The organism is Bradyrhizobium sp. USDA 336 (assembly GCF_044908355.1).
Taxonomy (GTDB): Bacteria; Pseudomonadota; Alphaproteobacteria; order Rhizobiales; family Xanthobacteraceae; genus Bradyrhizobium; species Bradyrhizobium yuanmingense.
In genome coordinates, this window is sequence record NZ_JBIYDC010000002.1 from 5569795 (window position 1) to 5593233 (window position 23439).

Here is a 23439-nt window from a genome sequence, read left to right on the forward strand (position 1 = left end):
TTGCCCACCCTACGGCACCGTTCGTTCGTCTAAACCACCGCCAATTTGCGATCGATCACCAGCAGCACCCGCTCGAGCTCGTGGCCGCGGCGCAGGATCAGGCCGGTCGCCGAGATCACGCTGTACATGCCCTGCTTGCGCGCGAGGCGCGGGTCCTTCTCGATGCGATAGATCGGCACTTCCGAGGCGCGGCGATAGACCGAGAACACGGCGCGGTCCTTCAGGAAGTCGATGGCATAATCGCGCCATTCGCCGTCGGCGACCATGCGGCCGTAGAGATTGAGAATCCGGTGCAGTTCGATCCGGTTGAACGTCACCCGGTTCGGCTGCGCATGCACCGCGGCAGGACGTGCCGCCGCGCGCTGCTCACTCGGGTCGGCATCCTCCGACGTCAGACTCATGGGAAGCGCCTCCTCATCGCACGGCTATGACCCCGCGTCCGCCAAGATCGTCCCCGGAACCGCGTTCGTGACAATTGCATGATTGCGCCAACCGTTCCGCATCGCAAGGGGCTCGACCCATCGAATCGGCGTCCATCAGGGCACACGCAAGGGTGGAACTCCGTCGCGGCAAACCGTCACGGGATCGTTAGCAGGAATCATAGTATCGCCGCTTTTCCGCCAACCGCCTGCCGCCCTGCACTGCGAAAAGGGTGACGTGCGTTGACCCGGTCCTTTCGGTTCCGGATTCCTCAGCCCCCAGCCCCCCGGGGTCGAACAGGATCGGGTCTGTACGCACGACAAGGAGGGCCAACGCAAGTTGGTCCTTTTTTGTTTGTGTCGGGATGCTTCCGGCGCCTGTCATTCCGTGGCGCGCGAAGCGCGAGCCCGGAATCCATTTCTCAGCTCGGATAATGGGATTGATGGATTCCGGGCTCGCGCCAAGTGGCGCGCCCCGGAATGACGAGAGACTGATGTCTCAAGAAGATCTGCGCTTCAATGCAGCGACGTGTACGCCGCACCCAGCATCGGGCCCGGTCGCTCGCGGCTGCCGTCCTGGACGTAGACCACCGCGCCGTCGACGCCGTCGCGCGTGAGGTTCTCGATCGGCACCGTCCAGCTCTCCGGACGGCCGGTCCAGTCGCCGACCTTGAGCAGGCTACGCACCACGTTGTGATAGGTGACCTGCTGTCCCTTGTTCTCGCCGCGGGTGATCGCGATCGGCACCGACTTGGCGATCGAGCAGATCCAGACCTCGCCGCGCGAGACCGCGGGCTCCTTGCTGGCGGCGACCGAGACGTTGATCTGCTTGCCCGAGAGCGACATCGTCACCGGCACGCTCATCACGCCGGTGCCCTTGTCGGTCTTGCCGATCGCGTTCTCGATGCCGGCGCGATCGCTGCCGATGACATGGGTGGAGCCGTTGACCACGACCTGCGGCGTGTAGACCTCGCGGTCGCCGCGCATGCGCGAATAGGCACGCTGCCGTGCAGAGAAGCGCGAATCCGCCAGCGTGTCCTTCCAGCCGAGATAGTCCCAGTAATCGATCGGCATGCTCAGCGCGATCACGGAGGGGTCCTTGGAGAGATCGCCGATGATCTGATCGGCGGGCGGGCAGGAGGAGCAGCCCTGCGAGGTGAACAATTCGACGACGGCGCGGGGTTCAGCCTGGGCAGGACGAATGACGGCGATGATCGCACATATGCCGAGAGCTCCCGACCAGAGGGCGCCGGACCAACGTGGAATCAGATGGGAAGCCGTCATTGTCGTCATGTCGAACGCCGCACACCGTTGCTCTCAGGGGGAAATCTTATCGCCGGATGGTCACCGTAGTCTTACGGGGCGCGGTACATTCATCCATCCGGGCCACCGTCCAAAGGGAGGTTTTCCGCCGGGCGGGCCCATCTGAAGCGTACCGCAAACGCGCGAAGGCGGCCTTTGATAGGCCGCCTTCGTTAAGGCTTCTACTCACTTCGCAGTGAGCCATCATTCACAAATCCGCGTTTACGCCGCGAGCTTGCGCAGCACGTAGTGCAGGATGCCGCCGTTACGGTAGTAGTCGAGCTCGTCCAGCGTATCGATGCGGCAGAGCAGCGAAACGCGCTGCAGCGAACCGTCGCCGGAGACGATCTCCGCGGTCAGCTTCTGGCGCGGCTTGAGGTCGCCGACGAGGCCGCGGATGGTCACCTTCTCGTCGCCCTTCAGCCCAAGCGACTGCCAGGAGGTGCCTTCCTCGAAGGTCAGCGGCAGCACGCCCATGCCGACCAGATTGGAGCGGTGGATGCGCTCGAAGCTCTGGCAGATCACGGCGCGCACGCCGAGCAGGCGCGTACCCTTGGCGGCCCAGTCGCGCGAGGAGCCGTTGCCGTACTCGGCACCCGCGAACACCACCAGCGGCACCTTCTCTTCCTGGTACTTCATCGCGGCGTCGTAGATCGACATCTGCTCGCCGTCGGGCCAGTGCTTGGTCAGGCCACCCTCGGGGATGTTTCCGTCCGCGCCCTTCAGCATGAAGTTCTTGATGCGGATGTTGGCGAAGGTGCCGCGCATCATCACTTCATGGTTGCCGCGACGCGTGCCGTACTGGTTGAAGTCGGCCGGACGCACCTGGTGCTCGCTGAGATATTTGCCGGCGGGCGAGGTGAGCTTGATCGAGCCGGCCGGCGAGATGTGGTCGGTGGTGATCTTGTCGCCGAACATGGCGAGGATGCGCGCCTCGACGATGTCGGTGACCGGCTCCGGCTCCTTCTTCATGCCTTCGAAGTAAGGCGGATTCTGCACATAGGTCGAAGACATGTTCCAGCGATAGGTCTCGCTCTCGACCGTCTTGATCTTGCGCCAGTTGGTGTCGCCCTTGAACACGTCGGCATACTTCTTCTTGAAGATCGACGCGGTCACGAACTTCTTCATGAAGGCGTTGATCTCCTTGGTCGTCGGCCAGATGTCCTTCAGGTACACCGGCTTGCCGTCCTTGCCCTCGCCGAGCGGCTCGGTGGCGAGGTTCTTGGTGACGCTGCCCGCGAGCGCGTAGGCGACCACCAGCGGCGGCGAGGCCAAATAGTTCGCCTGCACATCCGGCGAGACGCGGCCTTCGAAGTTGCGGTTGCCGGAGAGCACGGCGGCCGCGACGACGCCGTTGTCGTTGATCGACTTCGAGATCTCCTCGGGCAGCGGACCGGAATTGCCGATGCAGGTGGTGCAGCCGAAGCCGACCAGGTTGAATCCGACCTTGTCGAGATCGGGCTGCAGACCGGAATTGGCGAGATATTCCGCGACCACCTGGCTGCCCGGGGCGAGCGAGGTCTTCACCCACGGCTTGGCCTTGAGGCCCTTCGCAGCCGCATTGCGCGCGAGCAAGCCGGCGCCGATGAGCACGCTCGGGTTCGAGGTGTTGGTGCAGGAGGTGATGGCGGCGATCACGACGTCGCCATGGCCGATGTCGAAGTTCTTGCCTTCCACGGGGAAGCGCTTGGCCGGCTCCTCGGCCTTCTTGTACTCGCTGGCGAGCGCGAGCGAGAAGCCGTCGGCGACGGTCGGCAGCGCGATGCGGCCTTCGGGACGCTTCGGGCCGGCCATCGACGGCACGACGTCGCCGAGGTCGAGGGTCAGCGTCTCCGTGAACACGGGGTCGGGCGACTTGGCGGTGCGGAACAGGCCCTGGGCCTTGGCATAGGCCTGCACCAGCGCGACGCGGGCCGAGGCACGGCCGGAGGTCTTGAGATAATCGAGCGCGGCGGCATCGACCGGGAAGAAGCCGCAGGTCGCGCCGTATTCGGGCGCCATGTTGGCGATCGTCGCCTTGTCGGCGACCGAGAGGTGGTCGAGGCCAGGGCCGAAGAACTCGACGAACTTGCCGACCACGCCGAGCTTGCGCAGCATCTGCGTCACGGTGAGCACGAGGTCGGTCGCGGTGACGCCCTCCTTCAGCGCGCCCTTCAACTTGAAGCCGACGACGTTGGGCAGCAGCATCGACAGCGGCTGGCCGAGCATGCAGGCTTCCGCCTCGATGCCGCCGACGCCCCAGCCGAGCACGGCAAGGCCGTTGACCATGGTGGTGTGCGAATCGGTGCCGACCAGCGAATCGGGATAGGCCACCTCGAAGGTGCCGGTCTTCTTGCCGACGGTCATCTTCTCCTTCTTGGTCCAGACCGTCTGGGCCAGATATTCGAGATTGACCTGGTGGCAGATGCCGGTGCCGGGCGGCACGACGGAGAAGTTCGAGAACGCCTTCTGACCCCACTTCAGAAACTCGTAGCGCTCCTGGTTCTGCTTGTATTCCTCGGTGACGTTCTTGCCGAAGGCCTTGTTGTCGCCGAAGAAGTTCACGATCACGGAATGGTCGATGACGAGGTCGACGGGCACCAAGGGGTTGATCTTCTCAGGCTCGCCGCCGAGCTTCTGCATCGCGTTGCGCATCGCGGCGAGATCGACCACCGCTGGCACGCCGGTGAAGTCCTGCATCAGCACCCGCGCCGGGCGGAAGGCGATCTCATGCTCCAGCGACTTCTTGCGCAGCCATTTCGAGACCGCGACGATGTCTTCCTTCTTGACCGAGCGGCCGTCCTCGTTGCGCAGCAAATTCTCGAGCAGGACCTTCATCGAATAGGGAAGTTTCGAAATTCCCTTCAGACCATTCTTCTCGGCGGTGGGCAGGCTGTAATAGACATAGGTCTTGGCGCCGACCTTGAGAGTCTTTTTGCATTTGAAGCTGTCGAGCGAGGTCATGTAGGAGATCCCAATTGCTAGTTATACCCGGCAGGGTATTTTAACACCGTCAGCGCATCAGGCTGGGCCGCTTGCAGGGGCAGGTTGAATTGCTGCATCAAGTAGTTCCGGGCTTATAGAAGCTTTCTAACCGCGCCGCCACAGCCACTATCGTGCCGCAGCAATTCGCGAGCCAAAAATTCCCATGCGCTACCCCAAGATTTCCTGAGGCCCGGCTGTGAACAGACTGAACCAAGGCGACATGCGGCTGTCAGGTCACGGGCTGAGATGCGTGCGGGGCGGGCGCGAGGTGTTCACCGGGCTCGATTTCGCGGCCGGGTCGGGCGAGGCCGTCGCGGTGATGGGGCGCAATGGATCAGGCAAGACCTCGCTGCTGCGGCTGATCGCGGGCCTGCTCGTTCCGGCCGGCGGGACGATCACGCTGAAGGGGGGCGATGGCGAGCTGACCCTGGCGGAGCAGTGCCACTATCTCGGCCATCGCGACGCCCTGAAGCCGGCGCTGAGCGTGGCCGAAAACCTGACGTTTTGGGCTGATTTTCTCGGCGGCGAGCGTTTCGATGCGGCCGAGAGCCTCCGCCAAGGTGGGCCTCGACCACGCCACCCATCTGCCCGCCGGATTCCTGTCCGCGGGACAGCGCCGCCGGCTCTCGCTGGCGCGGCTGCTGACGGTCCGCCGCCCGGTTTGGCTCCTGGACGAGCCGACCAATGCGCTTGATGTCGCCGGTCAGAACATGTTCGCGGGCCTGATGCGCGAGCATCTTGCCGCCGGCGGCATGATCGTCGCGGCGACGCATGCCCCGCTCGGGATCGAATCGCGGGAGCTGCGGATCGGGGGAGTGGCGTGATGCGAGCCGACCCTCAGCTTTCCGAGCGGCCGGGCGCCGCCCGCTCCGTTGACTCCCTTCAGCTTGCCGCAGCGATCCATCTCGGGCCCGGCAGCCAGGCGCCGCCGCGGGCTCCCTTGCCTCTCCCGCTCTTGAGGCACAAGGGGAGCCCCCCATGACCGCCCTTGCCGCCCTCATCCGCCGGGACATCCGGATTGCGCTCCGCGTCGGCGGCGGGGCCTTGATTGGCGTCTTGTTCTTTCTGACCGTGGTGGTGCTGATGCCGTTCGCGGTCGGGCCGGATCTGGCGCTGCTGTCGCGGCTGGGACCTGCGATCCTCTGGCTCGGCGCCCTCCTAGCCAGCCTGCTGACCCTCGACCGGCTGTTCATGGCCGACCATGAGGACGGCTCGCTCGACCTGATCACGATGAGCCGGACGCCGCTGGAACTCGCCTGCGCCGCCAAGGCGCTGGCGCATTGGCTCGCCGCCGGCCTGCCGCTGATTGTCGCAACCCCCGTGCTCGGCCTGTTGCTCAACCTCGACATGATCGCCACGGCTGCGGTGGCGCTGACGTTGCTAGCGGGCACTCCGGCGCTGACCTTCACCGGCATGATCGGCGCGGCGCTGGCGGTGACGCTGCATCGCGGCGGGCTGTTGATGGCGGTGCTGGTGCTGCCGCTGTCGATTCCCGTGCTGATTTTCGGGGTTGCGGCCTCGCAGGCGGTGATCGTCGGCCCGATGACCTTCGGCGCGCCGTTCTCGATCCTGTGCGCGCTGTCGCTGGTCAGCCTCGTGATCGGCCCGTTCGCGGCCGCAGCGAGCCTGCGGCATGGTCTCGATTGAAATGGACCGGGCCGACCTTGACCCCGATCAACTTTCGCGACGGGCTTTCGTGTTGATTGCCTGAGCGGCCCCCGGTGATTATCAGGATACCATGACGCTGATCGACCTCGCCAACCCCACGCGGTTCCTCGCGCTGACAGCGCGGGTGTTGCCGTGGCTGGCGGCCGCGACAATCATCCTGCTCACGATCGGTCTCTATCAAGCTGCGCTCGCGCCCGACGACTATCAGCAGGGCGCGACCGTCAAGATCATGTTCGTCCACGTGCCCAATGCCTGGCTGTCGATGTTCGTGTGGGGCGTGATGAGCATCGCATCGTTGGGCACGCTGGTGTGGCGGCATCCGCTCGCCGACGTCGCCGCCAAGGCCGCAGCTCCGATCGGCGCCGCCTTCACCTTCCTCGCGTTGCTCACGGGCTCGCTCTGGGGCCGGCCGATGTGGGGCACCTATTGGGAGTGGGACGCGCGGCTGACCTCGGTGCTGATCCTGTTCCTGATGTATCTGGGCCTGATGGCGCTGTGGCGTGCCGTCGACGATCCCTCGCGTGCGGCGCGCGCCGCCGCGGTGCTGACCCTGGTCGGCGCGATCAACCTGCCGATCATCAAGTTCTCGGTCGATTGGTGGAACACGCTGCACCAGCCCGCCTCGGTGATGCGCATGAGCGGCTCGGCGCTGGACAAGTCGTTCCTGATTCCGCTGCTGGTGATGGCGCTCGCCTTCACGCTGCTGTTCGTCACGCTGCATCTGGCCGCGATGCGCAACGAGATTTTGCGCCGCCGTGTCCGCTCGCTGCAGATGATGCAGGCCAGTCGCATGGCGTTCTCGAGCGGAGTAGAAAACGCGTCAAAAGAAGCTGGGGCTGCATGACGATGTCGCTCGGTCCTTATGCCTCTTTCATCGTGGCGTCTTACGCAGCTGTCGCCCTCGTGGTTGCGATCCTGATCGGCTGGGTCATGCTCGATTATCGCAGCCAGACGCAGCGCCTACGCGAGCTGGAGCAGCGCGGCATCACCCGCCGGTCGGGCCGCAGCGCGACGGAGCCGCGATGAGCGATCAACCTGCCTCCGCTCCGCAGCAGCGCCGCACCTTCCTGGTGGTGCTGCCGCTGATCGTCTTCATCGGCCTAGCGCTTTTGTTCTGGTTCCGGCTCGGCAGCGGCGATCCCTCGCGGATTCCCTCGGCGCTGATCGGCCGGCCCGCACCGCAGACCGTGCTGCCGCCGCTCCAGGGGCTGCAGGACAACGGCACGCAGGTGCCGGGACTCGATCCCGCCGCCTTCAAGGGCAAGGTCAGCCTCGTCAACGTCTGGGCGTCCTGGTGCGTGCCGTGCCATGACGAAGCGCCGCTTTTGACCGAAATGGCAAAAGACAAGCGCTTCCAGCTGGTCGGCATCAACTACAAGGACGCCGCCGACAATGCGCGCCGCTTCCTCGGCCGCTACGGCAACCCGTTCGGCCACGTCGGCGTCGACGCCAACGGCCGCGCCTCGATCGAATGGGGCGTCTATGGCGTGCCGGAGACCTTCGTCGTCGGGCGCGAGGGCACCATCGTCTACAAGCTGGTCGGGCCGATCACGCCGCAAAATCTCAAGGCCGTGCTGATGCCGGAGCTGGAGAAGGCGCTGAAGGCAGGAAGCTGATGCCGCGCTCGTACCACACGCTCAACTGTCATCGCCCGACTTGATCGGGCGATCCAGTATTCCAGAGACGCCAGTCGTATACGGAGAAGCTGCGGCGTACTGGATGCCCCGGTCAAGCCGGGGCATGACAGCGGTATGTGGGGCGACGCTTCGCCTGTCCTTCGCCTATCCCTTGCTCACATCCCCCGCCTCGGCCTCGCTTCTCTCCAGCGAGACCGGCGCCAGATGATAGCGCTTGGTCAGCGGCATCTGGGCGATGGCGAAGATCATCGTGATCGGAGTGACGCCGAATACCTTGAAGTTCACCCAGAAATCCGTGCTCTGGGTGCGCCAGACGATCTCGTTCAGCACCGCCATTCCGGCGAAGAACAGCGCCCAGCGCAAGGTGAGGATGCGCCAGCCCTGCGGCGTCAGGTTGAACACCTGGTCGAACATGACGGCGATGAAGGAGCGGCCGAACAACAGGCCGCCGCCGAGGATCGCGGCGAACAGGCCGTAGATGATGGTCGGCTTGACCTTGATGAAGGTCTCGTCGTGCAGCACCAGGGTCAGCGTGCCGAACACCAGCACGATCACGCCCGTGACGATCGCCATGATCGGGATGTGGCGCGTCACAATGTAGGAGGCGGCCATCGCGACCGCGATGGCCACCATGAAGGCGCCAGTCGCCGCGAACAGATTGAACTTCGCGTTGACGAAGAAGAACACGAGCAGCGGACCGAGCTCGGTCGCGAGCTTGAACAGCGGATGCGGCTGGGTTTTGTCCATTCTCTCTTCCGTATCTCCCATCCTTCGAGACGACCGCTTCGCGGTCTCCTCAGGATGAGGACCTCATGTGTGGCACGACCTCATCCTGAGGAGCCGCGCAAGCGGCGTCTCGAAGGATGACGCTATTCGATTCCGGCGATGGCGCGGGCGAAGTCGCGCGCGGTGAAGGGCGCGAGATCGTCGACGCCTTCGCCGACGCCGATGAAGTGCACCGGCAGCTTGAACTTCTCCGCGAGCGCCACCAGGATGCCGCCGCGCGCGGTGCCGTCGAGCTTGGTCATCACGAGGCCGGTGACCCCGGCGGTGCGATGGAAGGCTTCGACCTGCGACAGCGCATTCTGGCCGACGGTCGCATCCAGCACCAGCAGCACGGCATGCGGCGCAGTGTCATCCACCTTGCGGATCACGCGCACGACCTTCTCGAGCTCGTTCATCAGCTCGGCCTTGTTTTGCAAGCGGCCGGCCGTGTCGATCAGCAGCACGTCGATGCCCTGCTCTTTCGCCGCGGTCAGCGCATTGAAGGCGAGGCTCGCCGAATCCGAGCCCTGCGCGCCTGCGATGACGGGCGTCTTCGTCCGCTCGCCCCAGACCTTGAGCTGCTCGATGGCGGCGGCGCGAAACGTGTCGCCGGCGGCCAGCATCACCTTGCGGCCTTCGGAGGCGAATTTCTGCGACAGCTTGCCGATCGTGGTGGTCTTGCCGGAACCGTTGACGCCGACGACGAGAATGACGAACGGCTTCTTGGCCGCATCGATCACGAGCGGTTTTGCCACCGGCGACAGCACCTTCTCGACCTCGGTGGCGACGACGTCCTTGACCTCCTCCGCCGAGATCGCCTTGTCGTAGCGGCCGGTGCCGACGGCATCGGCAATGCGCACCGCGACTGACGTGCCGAGGTCGGCGCGCAGCAGCACGTCCTCGATGTCGTCGAGCATGGCGCGGTCGAGCTTGCGCTTGGTGACGAGGTCGGCGACCGCGGTCCCGAGCGAGGACGAGGTGCGCTTCAGCCCGTTAGACAGGCGGCGCCACCAGCTCAGCTTGGGGGTCTCGGAGGTGGTATCGTTCATGGTGGCGTGTTAGCCGTTCCGGCCCGTAAACGAAAGCCTTGACCGAAAGTCCTGCGATTGCTCGATGTTCCCCAATTGACCGCCGATGAGATCTTGGCCCGCGTGCTCCATCGCGACGGCCTGATGCTGGTCATCGACAAGCCTGCCGGCCTGCCGGTGCATCGCGGCCCGAAGGGCGGCCCCAATCTGGAGGATTGCTTCGATGCGCTGCGTTTCGGCCTGCCGCGGCCGCCGGTGCTGGCCCACCGGCTGGACAAGGACACCTCGGGCTGCCTCGTGCTCGGCCGCCACCGCAAGGCGACGGCATCGCTGGGCCTTTTGTTCAAGCACGGCAAGATCGGCAAGACGTACTGGACCGTGGTCGAGGGCGGGCCTGCCGAGGATGAAGGCACCATCGACATGCCGCTCGGCCGGCTCAATGCCGAGCGCGGCTGGTGGCAGAAACCGGATCCCGAAGGCCAGAAGGCGATTACGAACTGGAAGGTGATGGGCCGGGGCGACGGTTTCACCTGGCTTGCCATGGAACCGGTGACCGGCCGGACCCATCAATTGCGGGTACATGCGGCCGCGAGCGGCTGGCCGATCTTCGGCGATAACATTTACGGCAACGGTCCGCGCTTCGGCGAGCCGCGCCTGCACCTGCATTCGCGCGAGATCGTGGTGCCGATCTCCCGGAACAAGGAGCCCGTCCGCGTCGTGGCGCCGGCCCCGCCGCATATGCATGAGAAGCTTCGGGCCTGCGGGTGGAACGGGGAGTAGGTGCCGTTCACCGCTCCCGCTTGCGGGAGAGGTCGCGCCGAAGGCGCGGGTTCTATCCTCTAGGGGATTGTCCCGTTGTGGAGACACCCTCTCCCCAGCCCTCCCCCGCAGGCGGGTGAGGGAGCGCACCGCATTCGTGGCGGCATCTCGCTCAACGACCGCATCCCGACCATGGTTTACGAAACCTTCAGCGCTCGCCTCTAATGATAACGGTTGCTTAGAACAAGCTTCCGTAACCGCTCAGGACGAGCCGCGCGTGATGACCAGGGACGGGCTATCGATCATCGACGAGGTCGAATCCGCACTGCGGATCGGCTCGCCGGAAAAGGGCCTGGAGACGGCCAGGCGCGTCACCGAGCTGTTCCTCTCCTCCGCCGGCAATTTCGACGACGAGCAGATCGCGCTGTTCGACGACGTGCTCGAGCGCCTGATCGGCACCATCGAGCTGCGCGCCATCGCCGATGTGGCCGCGCGGGTCGCGCTGGCCGAGATCAGCGCACAGCTGGCGCCGATCGCGCAGGCGCCGCCGTCGGTGATCCGCCGCCTCGCCAACAATGACGAGATCCGCATCGCCGGCCCCGTGCTGCAGGAATCTGCGCGCCTCGATGACGGCGAGCTGGTGAAGATCGCATCAGCTAAGGGCGAGCCGCATCTGCTCGCGGTCGCCGGCCGCTGGTGGCTGAAGGAGATCGTCACCGACGCGCTGCTGGCGCGCCGCTATCCCAGCGTCAGCCGGCGGCTCGCCGCCAATCCCGGCGCCCGCGTCTCCGCAAAGGGATTTGCCACCATCGTCGGCCAGGCCGAAAGCGATCCGGAGCTCGCGGTCAGCGTCGGCGTCCGCGTCGACTTGCCCTCGGAGCTGCGTCGCCAATTGCTGCGCTCGGCGACGGACGCCGTGCGCACCCGCCTGTTGTCGCGCGCCCCGCCGCATCTGTTCGAGGAGATCCAGAGCGCGATCGCCGCCGTCACCATCGGCGCCGAGCGCGAAATGTCGGCGGTGCGCGATTTCGAGGGTGCCAAGCGCGCCATTGCCGGCCTGAAGGCTACCGGCCAGCTCAACGAGGCGACGTTGCTCGGCTTCGCCAGACAGCGGCGCTATGAGGAGACGGTGGCGGCGCTGGCGGCGTTGTCGGGGTCGACGGTCGAGGTGATCCGTCCGCTGATGCAGAGTCTGCGCGAGGACGGCCTGCTGGTGCCGTGCAAGGCCGCACAGCTCAGCTGGGAAACGACCAAGGCCGTGCTCGAATGCCGCTTCGCCACAGGCGCGATGAAGCCCGCGGACATCGCGAGGACACAGGGGCATTTTGTGAGGATGACGGCGGAGAACGCCAAGCGGACGCTGCGATTCTGGCAGGTCAGGGCGTCGTAAACTTTTTAAGGTCCTCTGCGCACCACTCCACGGTGTCATCCCCCGCGAAGGCGGGGGATCCAGTATTCCAGAGACGTTGGTGGGTACGGATAAGCCGCGGTGTACTGGGGCGCCCGGTCAAGCCGGGCGACGACACCGACTATGTGGTGAGCCGCTCGCCATCAACGCCGGCAATCAATCGTGGCACGATGCTTCCCACCCGCTCGCCCGCAATCGCCACCGGCAGATAATGCTCCGTGCGGCCCTGCCCCTCGCTCTCGATCAGCACCTCGCGCATCGTGCCGATCTCGGCTTGCAGGCGCTGCTGCAGCGCCGCCTCTCCTACCGCGCGCAGCCGCTTCGCACGCTCTTTAATGACCGGCCCCGCCACCTGCGGCATCCGCGCGGCCGGCGTGCCGGGCCGCGGCGAATAAGGGAAGACGTGCAGGAAGGTCAGGCCGCATTGCTCGACGAGGTCGAGCGAGCGCGAGAACATGTGCTCGGTCTCGGTCGGGAAGCCCGCGATGATGTCGGCGCCGAAGACGACATCGGGGCGCAGGCGGCGGACCTGCTCGCAGAAGCCAATCGCATCCTGCCGCGAATGCCGCCGCTTCATGCGTTTCAGGATCATGTCGTCGCCCGACTGCAGCGACAGGTGCAGATGCGGCATCAGGCGCGCATCCTCCGCGATGGCATCGAGCAGGTCGTCATCCGCCTCGATCGAATCGATCGAGGAGATGCGCAGGCGCTTGAGCTCGGGCACATGGCGCAGGATCTGCTTGGTCAGCAGGCCGAGCCTGGGCGCGCCAGGCAGGTCCGCACCATAGCTGGTGAGATCGACGCCGGTCAGCACGATCTCGGCATGGCCGCGCTCGACCAAGGTGCGCACCTGCTCGACCACCGCACCCATCGGCACCGAGCGCGAATTGCCGCGGCCGAACGGGATGATGCAGAAAGTGCAGCGATGATCGCAACCGTTCTGCACCTGCACGAACACGCGCGGCAGGCCGCTCGCATAGCCATCGACGAGATGCGGTGCCATCTCCTTCACGCCCATGATGTCGCTGACGGCGATCTTCTCGCTGGCGCCAAGATCGAAAGCGTGGCGCGTCTCCCGCCACGCCGCGCCGCGCATCTTGTCGTCATTGCCGACGACGCGGTCGACCTCGGCCATGTCGGCGAACATCGCAGCCTGCGTCTGCGCCGCGCAGCCGGTGACGACGATGCGCGCCTCGGGGCGCTCGCGCTTCAGCTTGCGGATCGACTGGCGCGCCTGCGCCACCGCCTCGTTGGTGACGGCGCAACTGTTGATGACGACCGTGTCGGAAAGACCCGCGGCTTCCGCTTTGCTGCGGATCACCTCGGCCTCGAAGGCGTTGAGGCGGCAGCCAAAGGTGACGATGTCGACGGCCATCAGGCGACCGGCGCGAACAGCGCCGGATCGAAGCTGCCCTCATATTCGAAGGTCGCGGTGCCCGTCATCAGCACGTGATCGTCGCGCTCGCGCCATTCGATGCCGAGCTTGCCGCCGGGCAAGGTGATCTCGACCTTGCGCTCGGCGCGCTTCAGCCGCGCGGCGGCGACCGCCGTGGCACAGGCCGCCGACCCGCACGCCTTGGTCAGGCCGGCGCCGCGCTCCCAGGTGCGGATCGTGATGTGCTCGCGATCGACGATATGGGCGAGCGTGATGTTGGCGCGCTCGGGGAAGATCGGATGGTTTTCCAAGAGCGGACCGAAGCGGCCGAGATCGTAGGCGTTGACGTCGTCGACCCAGAACACCGCGTGCGGATTGCCCATGCTCACCACTGAGGGCGAATGCAGAATGGGATTGTCGATCGGCCCGATCTGCAATTCGATGTAGCGGGTGTCGCGAAACTCTTCCGCCAGCGGAATGTCCTGCCAGCCGAATTTCGGCGCGCCCATATCCACTGTGTAGAGGTCGGGCGCCGGACCCTGCCAGGCATTGAGCAGGCCGGCGGCCGTCTCGAAGGTCGCGGTGGTCTGCCCGGTCTTCTCGAAGATGCGGCGCACGACGCAGCGCATGCCGTTGCCGCAGGCACCGGCCTCCGAGCCGTCGTTGTTGTAGATGCTGATGAAGGCCTCGGTGCCGTCGAGCCGCGGCCTCGAGAGCACCATGAGCTGGTCGTAAGCCACGCCGCCGTTCGCGGACGCGACGGCGCGGGCATCGTCCGGCGTGACCTTGGCCGCCGAATCGCGCAAGTCGACAACGACGATCTCGTTGCCGATGCCGTTCATCTTGGCAAATGCGTGGTTGGCCAGCGCGCTCATGAAAATTCCCGAATTTCGCCTGCCTTATATGGCGATCCTCGGCCGCTTGGCCAGTGATTTGCCACCCGAGCCGGCACATCGGGCAAGGTGCCTGCCATGACGCATCTGTCATGGGACGAATTCGGCGCTCGCGTGTTAGAACGGCGCGGTTCGCGCGAACCGGGACGCGCGGCCGGGTTAAGGCCTTGGTGGGTAAGGCCTTGATGAATTGAGGCCCCGACGAAGCGGGCCTCGGGGAGAATAAAATGAACACTTTTCGTCGCCTCGCTTTGGCCGCGCTGATCCCGGCTGCGGCCTTGTCGCATGGGCTGTCAGGCGCTCTGGCGCAGACCGCGAGCCCGGCGCCGGCCGCATCGGCAAGTCCCTCGCCGGCCCCGTCGGCTTCGCCCGCCCCGGCTGCAAGTGCCTCGCCCGCCCCCGCGGCCACCCCCTCGCCTGCGGCGAGCGCCTCACCCGCTCCTGCAGCATCGCCAGCGCCCGCCGCCAGCGCCTCGCCCAGCCCGCCGCCGGCCGCCGCCGCGACCCCCGCCCCGGTTCAGACCGCCGATCCCTTTGGCCTCGAGACCACGCTCGAGTCGAAAAAGGTCGTGATGGTCAAGGGCACCGCCAATTGGGACTCCGCCTTCGACACGCTGATCGACGCCTTCAAGGCGTTGAACACGCTGCTCGACAAGCAGGGCATCAAGCCATCGGGCAATTCGATGATCGTCTACACCTCGACGGACGATACCGGCTTCACCTTTCTTGCCCAGATCCCGGTCGATCAGGACCCGAAGAACCTGTCCAAGGACATGAGCATCGGCAAATCGCCAGAAGGCAAGGCGCTGAAATTCGTCCATCGCGGCTCCTACGACAACATGGACAATACGTATGAGGCGATCACCAATCATCTCGACGACAAGAGGCTGGAAGCCAAGGACACCTTTATCGAGGAGTACCTCACCGATCCCCTAAAGACCTCCGAGGACAAGCTCGTGATCAATGTTTTCGTGCCACTGAAGTGAGACTGATGAAAAAGCCTGCCCTACTTGCCGCCGTCCCTCGCCACCACACTGCTCGCCGCGCCCGCGCGCGCCGAGGATTTTCCCTCCGCGATCTCGGTGAGCGGCGAAGCCTCCGTGTCCGCGGCGCCGGATCTCGCGCAAATCGATGCCGGCGTCGCCAACGACGCCAAGACAGCGAAAGAGGCTTCCGATGCCAACAACGCCGCGATGGGCAAGGTGCTGCTGGCGCTGAAGAGCGCAGGCATCGCCGAGAAGGACTACCAGACCTCGCGGCTGTCGCTGCAGCCGCAATACGGCCAGAACAAATCCACCGGCGCCTCGCCAGTCGTCGGCTTCCGCGCGAGCAACCGCGTCACCGTCAAGATCCGCGACGTGACCAAGGTGGCCGGCATCATCGATACGCTGGTCAGCGCCGGCGCCAACGACATCGGCAACATCTCCTTCGAGGTGACGCAGGCGTCAAAGCTGCTCGATGATGCGCGCGAACAGGCTGTGGCGGATGCGCGGCGCAAGGCGGAGATTTACGCCAAGGCGGCCGGCGTGACGCTGGGCGCGCCGCTCAGCGTCACCGAGGGCGGCGGCCCGGTGCCGCTGTTCAAGGGCCGCATGGCAGCGCCAATGGCCGCAGCGCCGCAGGCCGCGGTCGCGCCCGGCGAGGAGACGCTGACCGTGACGGTGAATGTGAGCTGGGCGATCAAGCAAGGACAGTAAGGCGAGAGTTCGTAAGAGGCACCTCGCCGCAACACTCATGGTGTCGTCCCCGCCTAGTGCGCAATTGCGCACGTGGGGCGGGGACCCATAACCACAGGACGTGGTTGTGAGTCACCGCAGGTCACTCCGACTCTTCGCCAAACGTCGCCCTGTGGGTATGGGTCCCGGGCTCGCGACTTCGTCGCGCCCCGGGACCACGAGCTGTGGGTGTGGTGACAGGCAGTAAACGCGCAGGCCGTCAGATCTCCACCACCTGCCCCGGCATCATCGCCACGAACCGCTCCTGCGGAATCTTCGCCGCATCGAGCGCTTCGACCAGCGCTTTCGCCGGCGCGTCGATGGCTTCGTCCGTCAGCTGGAACGTGCCGTGATGATGGCCGAGCGCTTGCTCGGCGCCGCAATCGGCCAGCGCCTTCACCGCGTCTTCCGGATTCATATGCTGATCGCGCATGAACCAGCGCGGCTCGTAAGCGCCGATGGGGAGGATTGCGAGGCGCAGCTTGCCGTGCTTCTCGGCGACGCGGCGGAAATGGCGGCCATCGCCATAGCCGGAATCGCAGACCACGTAGATCTTGCCCGCCGGGGTCTCCAGGACAAAGCTTGCCCACAGCGCCTTGTTGCGGTCGAACAGGCCGCGCGCGGTCCAGTGCCTTGTCGGCACCAGATGCACCGCGACGCCTTCGCCGAGCTCGACGCGGTCGTGCCAGTCGAACGCTTCCACCTTGATCGTGGAATCCCAGCTGCGCATGGTGACGTCGTTGCCGAGCGGGGTGACGACGCGCGGGGCGAAATTCTTGGTGAGCCGCGACAGCGTCGCGATGTCGAGATGGTCGTAGTGGCCGTGCGAGACCAGCACGACGTCGATCTTCGGCAGCTTCTCGAAGGCGATGCCGGGGTCGTTGTGCCGCTTCGGCCCGGCGAAGGCGACCGGCGAGACCCGCTCCGACCAGACCGGATCGACCAGGATGTTGAGGCCGCCGGCCTGGATCAGCCAGCTGGCGTGGCCGACGAAGGAGAGCCGCGCCTTGTCGCCGTCGACACGCGCCGGCGGGGTGTCGGCGTGTGGGCTGGGCGCCCAATCCGGCCAAGTCGCCCGCTGCCGCTTGCCGCCGAGCTGCCAGCGCAGCACCTCGCGGAGCGATTTCGGCGGCGCCCCGTCCGGATCGAAGAAGGTCAGGCCGTCGAAATGGTCGGAGGCGGGACCGTCATAGGTTTTCATGCTGGACATCCAGAGGGAGGGGACGCCGACCAGCGCACCGGCTCCGGCGAATAGTCCGAAAAGGCGGCGGCGGGTGATCGGCACGGCGGGCTTCTAGGGATGGTTGGAGGGGTAAGACATCACCGCCTATATGGGCGGGGCTGGCGGAAAAGGAACCTGCGACAAAAGGATCACGTTTTCAAAACCTTGGCTTACCAAGGGCGGGCCGACACCCTAACTTTCCTTGACTTTTGAGCGGGAGCGGCGTTTAACCCCGCCACTTTCTCGGAAAGGCTTTCTTTTCGACCCGCCGACCGGCCTTAGGGCCGGAGGTCAACGCCCGACAGCGCGATGCGCCCTCGGGCGCAAAGGTGTTTGGACTTCTTCTCCCTCGCCCCGCTCTTGCGGGGAGAGGGTCGGGGTGAGGGGCTCTCTCCGCGCAGGGTGCGCGTCGATGGTCCCGTACCCCCTCACCCGCCGCCCAAGAGGGCGGCGACCTCTCCCCGCAGGCGGGGAGAGGTAAAAAAGGACAACAGCATTGTTCGACAATCTGTCGGAACGGCTTGGTGGCATTCTCGATCGTCTGACGGGGCGCGGTGCGCTGACCGAAAAGGACGTCGACGCCGCGATGCGCGAGGTGCGCCGCGCGCTGCTGGAGGCCGACGTCGCGCTCGAAGTGGTCCGCAGCTTCACCGAGCGCGTGCGCGAGCAGGCGATCGGCGCCACCGTCGTCAAGTCGGTCACCCCCGGCCAGATGGTGGTGAAGATCGTCCATGACGAGTTGGTCAACACGCTGGGCGCCGAAGGCCAGACCATCGACGTCAATTCCGTGCCGCCGGTGCCGATCATGATGGTCGGCCTGCAGGGCTCCGGTAAGACCACCACCACCGCAAAGCTCGCCCGCCGCCTGGTTCAGCGCGACAAGCGCAAGGTCTTGATGGCCTCGCTCGACGTCTACCGTCCGGCGGCGATGGAGCAGCTGGCCGTGCTCGGCCGCGACCTCGACATTCCCACTTTGCCAATCGTTGCCGGCCAGCAGCCGCCGCAAATTGCAAAACGCGCGCTGGAAGCCGGCAAGCTCGGCGGCTACGACATCGTGCTGCTCGACACCGCCGGTCGCACCACGCTCGACGAAGAGATGATGGCAGAGGCGGCCGCGATCAAAGCCGCGGCCAATCCGCATGAAGTGCTGCTGGTCGCGGACTCGCTCACCGGCCAGGACGCCGTGAATCTGGCGCGCTCGTTCGACCAGCGCGTCGGCCTCACCGGCATCGTGCTCACACGCGTTGACGGCGACGGCCGCGGCGGTGCCGCGCTGTCGATGCGCGCCGTCACTGGCAAGCCGATCAAGCTGATTGGCACCGGCGAAAAGACCGACGCGCTGGAGGATTTCCACCCCGACCGTATCGCCGGCCGCATCCTCGGCATGGGCGACGTGGTCTCGCTGGTCGAGCGCGCCGCTGCCAATATCGATGCCGAAAAAGCCGCGCGCACCGCCGAGCGCATGCGCAAGGGTCAGTTCGACCTCAACGACATGCGCGAGCAGCTGCTGCAGATGGCCAATATGGGCGGCATCAGCGGGCTGATGGGCATGATGCCCGGCATCTCCAAGATGAAGAACCAGATCGCGGCCGCCGGCATCGACGACAAGATCCTGAAGCGTCAGGTCGCAATCATCGATTCCATGACGCGCGAGGAGCGGCGTCATCCGGACCTCTTGAAGGCCAGCCGCAAGAAGCGCATCGCGGCCGGCAGCGGCCAGAGCGTCGAGCACGTCAACAAGCTGCTGAAGATGCACCGGAACATGGCCGACGTGATGAAGGCCATGGGATCGGGCAAGCGTGGCCCGCTCGCCGGCATCGCGCAGGCGATGGGCTTTGGCGGTGGCATGAAGATGCCCTCGCCGGAAGAGATGAAGGCGCTGCAGGAGAAGATGCAGAGCGGCGGCGGACAGGGCCTTCCCAGCCTGCCGAAGGATCTGCCGCCCGGTCTTCGCTCGGGCCTACCGAATTTGCCGGGACTTACGGGCCTCAGCGGCAAGCCGACCCTTCCGGGTCTGGGCGGCTTTCCCGGCAAGAAGAAATGAGGAATTCGTCGCACGGGATCATCAGCATCTCGCGCGGCGCGGAAATACCAATCAACCGAACAAAACGTACTTTGCAAACCACACTTTCAAGGAGAACTGAATGTCCGTCGTTATCCGCCTCGCCCGTGCAGGCACCAAGAAGCGTCCCGTCTATCACGTCGTCGTCGCCGATTCGCGCTTTCCGCGCGATGGCCGCTTCATCGAGCGTCTCGGCCATTTCAATCCGCTGCTGCCGAAGGACAACGAGACCCGCCTCAAGCTCGACATGGACAAGGTGAAGGCCTGGCTCGCCAAGGGCGCGCAGCCGTCGGATCGCGTCGCGCGTTTCCTCGATGCCGCCGGCGTCAAGAAGCGCGAAGCGCGCAACAACCCCGAGAAGGCCGTGCCGCGCAAGGAGCGCAAGGCGCAGGCCGAAGCCGCCGCCAAGGCGTAAGGCCGGATCATGTCGGCGCTGGTCTGCGTCGCGCGGATCGGCGCCGCGCATGGTGTGCGCGGTGCGGTCAAGCTGTGGACCTTCACCGAGGATCCCTTCGCCGTCCGCCGCTACGGTCCGCTGTCGACCAAGGACGGCAGACGCCAGTTCGAAATCGCGCAGGTGCGCGAGGCGAAGGACCATCTGGTCGCGACGTTCAAGGGCGTCGCGACCCGCGATGAGGCCGAGCGCCTCAACGGCATCGAGCTCTATGTCGCGCGCGACAAGCTGCCTGCGACCGATGAGGACGAATATTACCACACCGATTTGATCGGGCTCGCCGCCGTCACAACTGATGGCGATGCGCTCGGTCGCGTGCTCGCGATCCATAATTTCGGCGCCGGCGACATCATCGAGATCGCGCCGCTCAAGGGCCCGACGATGCTGCTGCCGTTCTCCAACGCGGTGGTGCCGGATGTCGACCTCAAAGGCGGCCGCGTCGTGATCGCGCTGCCGCAGGAGATCGAGGGCGATCGGGACGATGCTCCTCCTCCCAATGCCGCCGAAGGCCGGGACCGATAACCACAGGCCGGAATTTTTCGCTAAGCTGATCGCTCCAGCTATCGCAAAACGGGCTGCGGTGGTTATGGGTCCCGGGCTCGCGCTTCGCGCGCCCCGGGACGACGAGATTAGGATGCAATGACCAACCCCACACCCTGGCGCGCGACGGTGCTGACGCTGTTTCCGGAGATGTTTCCGGGGCCGCTCGGCGTGAGCCTCGCAGGGCGGGCGCTCGCGTCCGGGCTCTGGCAGATCGAGGCGCGGGACATCCGGGCCTCCGCGACCGATCGCCACCGCAGCGTCGACGATACCCCTGCCGGCGGCGGGCCGGGCATGGTGCTGCGGGCGGATGTTCTGGCCGCGGCAATCGATGCCGCCGAGATCGGGCAAGACCCGTCAAAAGCGCGACCCCGCCTGCTCATGAGCCCGCGCGGTCGGCCATTGACCCAAGCGCGCGTCTCCGAGCTCGCTCGGGGCCCCGGCCCCCTCATCGTCTGCGGGCGGTTCGAGGGGGTGGACCAGCGGGTGATCGACGGGCGTGGCCTGGAGGAGGTCTCGATCGGCGATTACGTGCTCTCCGGGGGCGAAATCGCCGCCCTGGCCCTGATCGACGCCTGCGTCCGGCTGCTGCCGGGGGTGATGGGCAAGGAAGCCTCGGGAACCGAGGAAAGCTTTTCGGACGGCCTGCTGGAGTACCCCCAATACACCCGCCCGCAGCTGTTCGAGGGGGTTCCGATCCCTGCCATCCTCACCTCTGGCGACCACGCCAAGGTAGCGGCCTGGCGGCGGGCCGAATCCGAGGCTCTGACGGCCGCCCGGCGCCCGGATCTGTGGGAAAAAGCCGCGAATCGGGGGAGCGGCCAAAAAACGCCAAAAAACAAGACAGACGGGTGACAAACGCTCCGGCTTGCCTTATAGGAGCGGCCAAATCCGCAATGGCTGGATAGACGAATTTTGCGCAGCCCCCCGTTTCCAGGGCTGGGCGCGCCGATGGAGATTTACCCATGAACCTGATCAAGCAGCTCGAGCAGGAGCAATTCGACAAGCTGTCCGCCGGCAAGGACATCCCGGAATTCGGCCCCGGCGACACCGTGATCGTCAACGTGAAGGTCGTCGAAGGCGACCGCACCCGCGTGCAGGCCTATGAGGGCGTCTGCATCGGCCGTTCCGGCGGTGGCCTCAACGAGAGCTTCACCGTGCGCAAGATCTCCTATGGCGAGGGCGTCGAGCGCGTGTTCCCGCTGCTCTCCCCGATGATTGATTCGATCAAGGTGGTGCGCCGCGGCAAGGTGCGTCGCGCCAAGCTGTATTACCTCCGCAACCTGCGCGGCAAGTCGGCCCGCATCGTTGAGAAGCAGGACCGCGCTGCTGCCGTCGGCGAGTAAGCTTTCGCCACCAGGCAAGTCTTACGAAAGCGCGGGGCTCGGCTCCGCGCTTTTTTGTTGGCTCTGCTGTCATTGCGAGGAGCCCTTGCGACGAAGCAATCCAGACTGTCTCCGCGGATGCATTTCTGGATTGCTTCACGGAGCCTGTCATCGGGCCGCGCTACGCGCGGACCCGGTGGCTCGCAATGACGAGCTGAAACTCTCGCGCTTTAGTTTCCGCGTGCTATATACCTTCTAGAATGTTTCCAGATCCGACCAGCTTCGCCCGCATCCAGCGCATCGTCATCGACGATCGCTCGCGGCTGCCTGGCCGGTTCTTCGGACGCTTCGCGACCTCGGCAACGTCAGAGCTTAGCCGCGCAGCCTAAAAGCTGCGCTGACGATTTTGTTGCCCGCGCGCTCTGCCGCGCTCATCGCTGACACACATTCTTCGGAGCTCGAGCTCATGTCCAAGCCGACCACGTTGTACGACAAGATCTGGAACGACCATCTGGTGCACGAAGCCGAGGACGGCACCTGCCTGCTCTACATCGACCGCCACCTGGTGCACGAAGTGACCTCGCCGCAGGCGTTCGAAGGCCTGCGCGCCACGGGCCGCAAGGTCCACGCGCCCGAGAAGACGCTCGCCGTCGTCGACCACAACGTGCCGACCACCGACCGCACCAAGCCGAATCCCGACCCTGAAAGCATCGAGCAGATCAAGGCGCTGGCCGAGAACGCCAAGGAATTCGGCATCGAATATTACAACGAGTTCGACAAGCGCCAGGGCATCGTCCACGTCATCGGCCCCGAGCAGGGCTTTACGCTGCCCGGCACCACCATCGTCTGCGGTGACAGCCACACCTCGACGCATGGCGCGTTCGGCGCGCTCGCGCACGGCATCGGCACCAGCGAGGTCGAGCACGTGCTGGCGACGCAGACGCTGATCCAGAAGAAGGCGAAGAACATGCGCGTCACCGTCGACGGCAAATTGCCTGATGGCGTGACGGGCAAGGACATCATCTTGGCCATCATCGGCGAGATCGGCACCGCCGGCGGCACCGGCTACGTGCTGGAATATGCCGGCGAAGCGATCCGCGCGCTCTCGATGGAAGGCCGCATGACGGTCTGCAACATGTCGATCGAAGGCGGCGCGCGCGCCGGCCTGGTGGCGCCCGACCAAAAGGCGTTCGACTTCCTGCGTGATCGTCCGAAGGCTCCGAAGGGCGCGGCCTGGGATGCGGCGATGCGCTACTGGGAGAAGTTGCGATCCGATGACGGCGCGCATTTCGACCACGAGCTGCGCCTCGATGCCGCAAAGCTGCCGCCGATCGTGACCTGGGGCACGAGCCCTGAGGACGTGATCTCGGTGACCGGCATCGTGCCCGACCCCGACAAGATCGCGGACGAGGCCAAGCGCATCTCCAAGCATCGCGCCTTGAAGTACATGGGCCTGACGGCGGGCACCAAGATCACCGACATCAAGCTCGACCGCGTCTTCATCGGCTCCTGCACCAACGGCCGCATCGAGGATTTGCGCGCGGCGGCGAAGATCGCGGAAGGCAAGACCGTCTCGGCGAACGTCAACGCCATGGTCGTGCCGGGCTCCGGCATCGTGAAGGAGCAGGCGGAGGCCGAGGGCCTGGACAAGATCTTTATCAAGGCCGGCTTCGAATGGCGCGAGCCGGGCTGCTCGATGTGCCTTGCCATGAACCCGGACAAGCTGAAGCCGGAAGAGCGCTGCGCCTCGACCTCGAACCGCAATTTCGAAGGCCGCCAGGGTTTCAAGGGCCGCACCCATCTGGTGTCGCCGGCGATGGCGGCGGCGGCGGCGATCGCAGGCCACTTCGTCGACGTCAGGGACTGGCGCTAAGCTGGTTGCTGCAATCTGATGCGGTGGAAG

General features: G+C 65.6%; 21 protein-coding genes and 2 pseudogenes. 15 read left to right on the forward strand and 8 right to left on the reverse strand.

Annotated features, from left to right (window positions below):
• Positions 1-29: 29 nt before the first annotated feature.
• The 3 genes from ABIA45_RS27110 to acnA all read right to left on the reverse strand — a co-directional run bounded on the left by ABIA45_RS27110 (position 30) and on the right by acnA (position 4664).
• Positions 30-401 carry a DUF2794 domain-containing protein gene (locus ABIA45_RS27110; RefSeq protein WP_157286492.1) on the reverse strand — a complete coding sequence of 124 codons (372 nt, stop codon included), beginning with the start codon at positions 399-401 and terminating at the stop codon, positions 30-32.
• A 534-nt stretch (positions 402-935) separates the two neighbouring features.
• Positions 936-1712 carry a thioredoxin family protein gene (locus ABIA45_RS27115; protein WP_157286493.1) on the reverse strand — a complete coding sequence of 259 codons (777 nt, stop codon included), beginning with the start codon at positions 1710-1712 and terminating at the stop codon, positions 936-938.
• Positions 1713-1943: 231 nt separating this feature from the next.
• A complete protein-coding gene (gene acnA, locus ABIA45_RS27120) occupies positions 1944-4664 on the reverse strand; it encodes an aconitate hydratase AcnA (RefSeq protein WP_036008823.1) in 2721 nt (906 codons plus the stop codon).
• 241 nt (positions 4665-4905) lie between these two features.
• On the opposite strand from acnA, the pseudogene ccmA reads away from it, so the two are divergent.
• The 5 genes and pseudogenes from ccmA to ABIA45_RS27145 all read left to right on the forward strand — a co-directional run bounded on the left by ccmA (position 4906) and on the right by ABIA45_RS27145 (position 7969).
• Positions 4906-5509, forward strand: a pseudogene (gene ccmA, locus ABIA45_RS27125) (heme ABC exporter ATP-binding protein CcmA).
• A 154-nt stretch (positions 5510-5663) separates the two neighbouring features.
• Positions 5664-6332 (forward strand): heme exporter protein CcmB, encoded by a 669-nt coding sequence (ccmB, locus tag ABIA45_RS27130; RefSeq protein ID WP_025032861.1) that lies wholly within the window; start codon positions 5664-5666, stop codon positions 6330-6332.
• Between the two features lie 91 nt (positions 6333-6423).
• A complete protein-coding gene (locus ABIA45_RS27135) occupies positions 6424-7197 on the forward strand; it encodes a heme ABC transporter permease (protein ID WP_271543571.1) in 774 nt (257 codons plus the stop codon).
• The gene (gene ccmD / locus ABIA45_RS27140) at positions 7194-7379 is read left to right on the forward strand and encodes a heme exporter protein CcmD (RefSeq protein WP_036040763.1); all 186 of its coding nucleotides are present in this window, start codon (positions 7194-7196) and stop codon (positions 7377-7379) included. The genes ABIA45_RS27135 and ccmD overlap by 4 nt, the downstream gene beginning before the upstream one ends.
• The gene (locus tag ABIA45_RS27145) at positions 7376-7969 is read left to right on the forward strand and encodes a DsbE family thiol:disulfide interchange protein (RefSeq protein ID WP_157286495.1); all 594 of its coding nucleotides are present in this window, start codon (positions 7376-7378) and stop codon (positions 7967-7969) included. The genes ccmD and ABIA45_RS27145 overlap by 4 nt, the downstream gene beginning before the upstream one ends.
• A gap of 165 nt (positions 7970-8134) precedes the next feature.
• On the opposite strand, the gene ABIA45_RS27150 is transcribed toward ABIA45_RS27145, so the two are convergent.
• Complete coding sequence (locus ABIA45_RS27150; RefSeq protein WP_036008846.1) at positions 8135-8737, reverse strand: septation protein A; 603 nt, start codon at positions 8735-8737, stop codon at positions 8135-8137.
• A gap of 122 nt (positions 8738-8859) precedes the next feature.
• Positions 8860-9804, reverse strand: coding sequence for a signal recognition particle-docking protein FtsY (gene ftsY, locus ABIA45_RS27155; protein WP_275503074.1), 945 nt, complete (start codon positions 9802-9804; stop codon positions 8860-8862).
• Between the two features lie 57 nt (positions 9805-9861).
• Between ftsY and ABIA45_RS27160 the strand changes: the two genes are divergently transcribed.
• Together ABIA45_RS27160 and ABIA45_RS27165 are read left to right on the forward strand one after the other, a co-directional pair.
• Positions 9862-10563, forward strand: a complete 702-nt coding sequence (locus tag ABIA45_RS27160) for an RluA family pseudouridine synthase (protein WP_198399943.1) — start codon at positions 9862-9864, stop codon at positions 10561-10563.
• A 259-nt stretch (positions 10564-10822) separates the two neighbouring features.
• Positions 10823-11932 carry a DUF2336 domain-containing protein gene (locus tag ABIA45_RS27165; RefSeq protein ID WP_271543562.1) on the forward strand — a complete coding sequence of 370 codons (1110 nt, stop codon included), beginning with the start codon at positions 10823-10825 and terminating at the stop codon, positions 11930-11932.
• A gap of 139 nt (positions 11933-12071) precedes the next feature.
• Here ABIA45_RS27165 and mtaB read toward each other — a convergent pair whose 3' ends face one another.
• The gene (mtaB, locus tag ABIA45_RS27170; RefSeq protein WP_404654439.1) at positions 12072-13325 is read right to left on the reverse strand and encodes a tRNA (N(6)-L-threonylcarbamoyladenosine(37)-C(2))-methylthiotransferase MtaB; all 1254 of its coding nucleotides are present in this window, start codon (positions 13323-13325) and stop codon (positions 12072-12074) included.
• Positions 13325-14200, reverse strand: coding sequence for a diaminopimelate epimerase (gene dapF / locus ABIA45_RS27175; protein WP_057026575.1), 876 nt, complete (start codon positions 14198-14200; stop codon positions 13325-13327). Before dapF ends, mtaB begins: the two co-directional genes overlap by 1 nt.
• Before the next feature lie 245 nt (positions 14201-14445).
• Here dapF and ABIA45_RS27180 point away from each other — a divergent pair, with 245 nt between their 5' ends.
• Both ABIA45_RS27180 and ABIA45_RS27185 read left to right on the forward strand, forming a co-directional pair.
• A complete protein-coding gene (locus tag ABIA45_RS27180) occupies positions 14446-15204 on the forward strand; it encodes a GyrI-like domain-containing protein (RefSeq protein ID WP_404654440.1) in 759 nt (252 codons plus the stop codon).
• A 5-nt stretch (positions 15205-15209) separates the two neighbouring features.
• Positions 15210-15915, forward strand: a pseudogene (locus ABIA45_RS27185) (SIMPL domain-containing protein).
• A 238-nt stretch (positions 15916-16153) separates the two neighbouring features.
• On the opposite strand, the gene ABIA45_RS27190 reads toward ABIA45_RS27185, so the two are convergent.
• The gene (locus ABIA45_RS27190; RefSeq protein WP_404654441.1) at positions 16154-17218 is read right to left on the reverse strand and encodes an MBL fold metallo-hydrolase; all 1065 of its coding nucleotides are present in this window, start codon (positions 17216-17218) and stop codon (positions 16154-16156) included.
• A gap of 433 nt (positions 17219-17651) precedes the next feature.
• Here ABIA45_RS27190 and ffh point away from each other — a divergent pair, with 433 nt between their 5' ends.
• The 6 genes from ffh to leuC all read left to right on the forward strand — a co-directional run bounded on the left by ffh (position 17652) and on the right by leuC (position 23409).
• Entirely contained in the window at positions 17652-19199 is a 1548-nt protein-coding gene (ffh, locus tag ABIA45_RS27195) for a signal recognition particle protein (RefSeq protein WP_404654442.1), read from the forward strand.
• A gap of 100 nt (positions 19200-19299) precedes the next feature.
• Positions 19300-19632, forward strand: a complete 333-nt coding sequence (rpsP, locus tag ABIA45_RS27200; RefSeq protein WP_025032875.1) for a 30S ribosomal protein S16 — start codon at positions 19300-19302, stop codon at positions 19630-19632.
• A gap of 6 nt (positions 19633-19638) precedes the next feature.
• Positions 19639-20193, forward strand: coding sequence for a ribosome maturation factor RimM (gene rimM, locus ABIA45_RS27205; protein WP_404546397.1), 555 nt, complete (start codon positions 19639-19641; stop codon positions 20191-20193).
• A gap of 117 nt (positions 20194-20310) precedes the next feature.
• Positions 20311-21066, forward strand: a complete 756-nt coding sequence (gene trmD / locus ABIA45_RS27210; RefSeq protein WP_271543546.1) for a tRNA (guanosine(37)-N1)-methyltransferase TrmD — start codon at positions 20311-20313, stop codon at positions 21064-21066.
• Between the two features lie 110 nt (positions 21067-21176).
• Positions 21177-21557, forward strand: coding sequence for a 50S ribosomal protein L19 (gene rplS / locus ABIA45_RS27215; RefSeq protein ID WP_212486588.1), 381 nt, complete (start codon positions 21177-21179; stop codon positions 21555-21557).
• 445 nt (positions 21558-22002) lie between these two features.
• Complete coding sequence (gene leuC, locus ABIA45_RS27220) at positions 22003-23409, forward strand: 3-isopropylmalate dehydratase large subunit (protein ID WP_036024581.1); 1407 nt, start codon at positions 22003-22005, stop codon at positions 23407-23409.
• Positions 23410-23439: the final 30 nt, after the last annotated feature.

What these genes read in the sequence shown, in the direction of transcription:
- ccmB (WP_025032861.1), top strand. Translation starts at nt 5,664, where the DNA reads ATGACCGCCCTTGCCGCCCTCATCCGCCGGGACATCCGGATTGCGCTC.
- mtaB (WP_404654439.1), bottom strand. Translation starts at nt 13,325, where the DNA reads ATGGCCGTCGACATCGTCACCTTTGGCTGCCGCCTCAACGCCTTCGAG.
- ABIA45_RS27145 (WP_157286495.1), top strand. Translation starts at nt 7,376, where the DNA reads ATGAGCGATCAACCTGCCTCCGCTCCGCAGCAGCGCCGCACCTTCCTG.
- ABIA45_RS27135 (WP_271543571.1), top strand. Translation starts at nt 6,424, where the DNA reads ATGACGCTGATCGACCTCGCCAACCCCACGCGGTTCCTCGCGCTGACA.
- dapF (WP_057026575.1), bottom strand. Translation starts at nt 14,200, where the DNA reads ATGAGCGCGCTGGCCAACCACGCATTTGCCAAGATGAACGGCATCGGC.
- ccmD (WP_036040763.1), top strand. Translation starts at nt 7,194, where the DNA reads ATGACGATGTCGCTCGGTCCTTATGCCTCTTTCATCGTGGCGTCTTAC.
- ABIA45_RS27115 (WP_157286493.1), bottom strand. Translation starts at nt 1,712, where the DNA reads ATGACGACAATGACGGCTTCCCATCTGATTCCACGTTGGTCCGGCGCC.
- acnA (WP_036008823.1), bottom strand. Translation starts at nt 4,664, where the DNA reads ATGACCTCGCTCGACAGCTTCAAATGCAAAAAGACTCTCAAGGTCGGC.
- ftsY (WP_275503074.1), bottom strand. Translation starts at nt 9,804, where the DNA reads ATGAACGATACCACCTCCGAGACCCCCAAGCTGAGCTGGTGGCGCCGC.
- trmD (WP_271543546.1), top strand. Translation starts at nt 20,311, where the DNA reads ATGACCAACCCCACACCCTGGCGCGCGACGGTGCTGACGCTGTTTCCG.
- rplS (WP_212486588.1), top strand. Translation starts at nt 21,177, where the DNA reads ATGAACCTGATCAAGCAGCTCGAGCAGGAGCAATTCGACAAGCTGTCC.
- ABIA45_RS27150 (WP_036008846.1), bottom strand. Translation starts at nt 8,737, where the DNA reads ATGGACAAAACCCAGCCGCATCCGCTGTTCAAGCTCGCGACCGAGCTC.
- ABIA45_RS27165 (WP_271543562.1), top strand. Translation starts at nt 10,823, where the DNA reads ATGACCAGGGACGGGCTATCGATCATCGACGAGGTCGAATCCGCACTG.
- leuC (WP_036024581.1), top strand. Translation starts at nt 22,003, where the DNA reads ATGTCCAAGCCGACCACGTTGTACGACAAGATCTGGAACGACCATCTG.
- ABIA45_RS27180 (WP_404654440.1), top strand. Translation starts at nt 14,446, where the DNA reads ATGAACACTTTTCGTCGCCTCGCTTTGGCCGCGCTGATCCCGGCTGCG.
- ABIA45_RS27110 (WP_157286492.1), bottom strand. Translation starts at nt 401, where the DNA reads ATGAGTCTGACGTCGGAGGATGCCGACCCGAGTGAGCAGCGCGCGGCG.
- rpsP (WP_025032875.1), top strand. Translation starts at nt 19,300, where the DNA reads ATGTCCGTCGTTATCCGCCTCGCCCGTGCAGGCACCAAGAAGCGTCCC.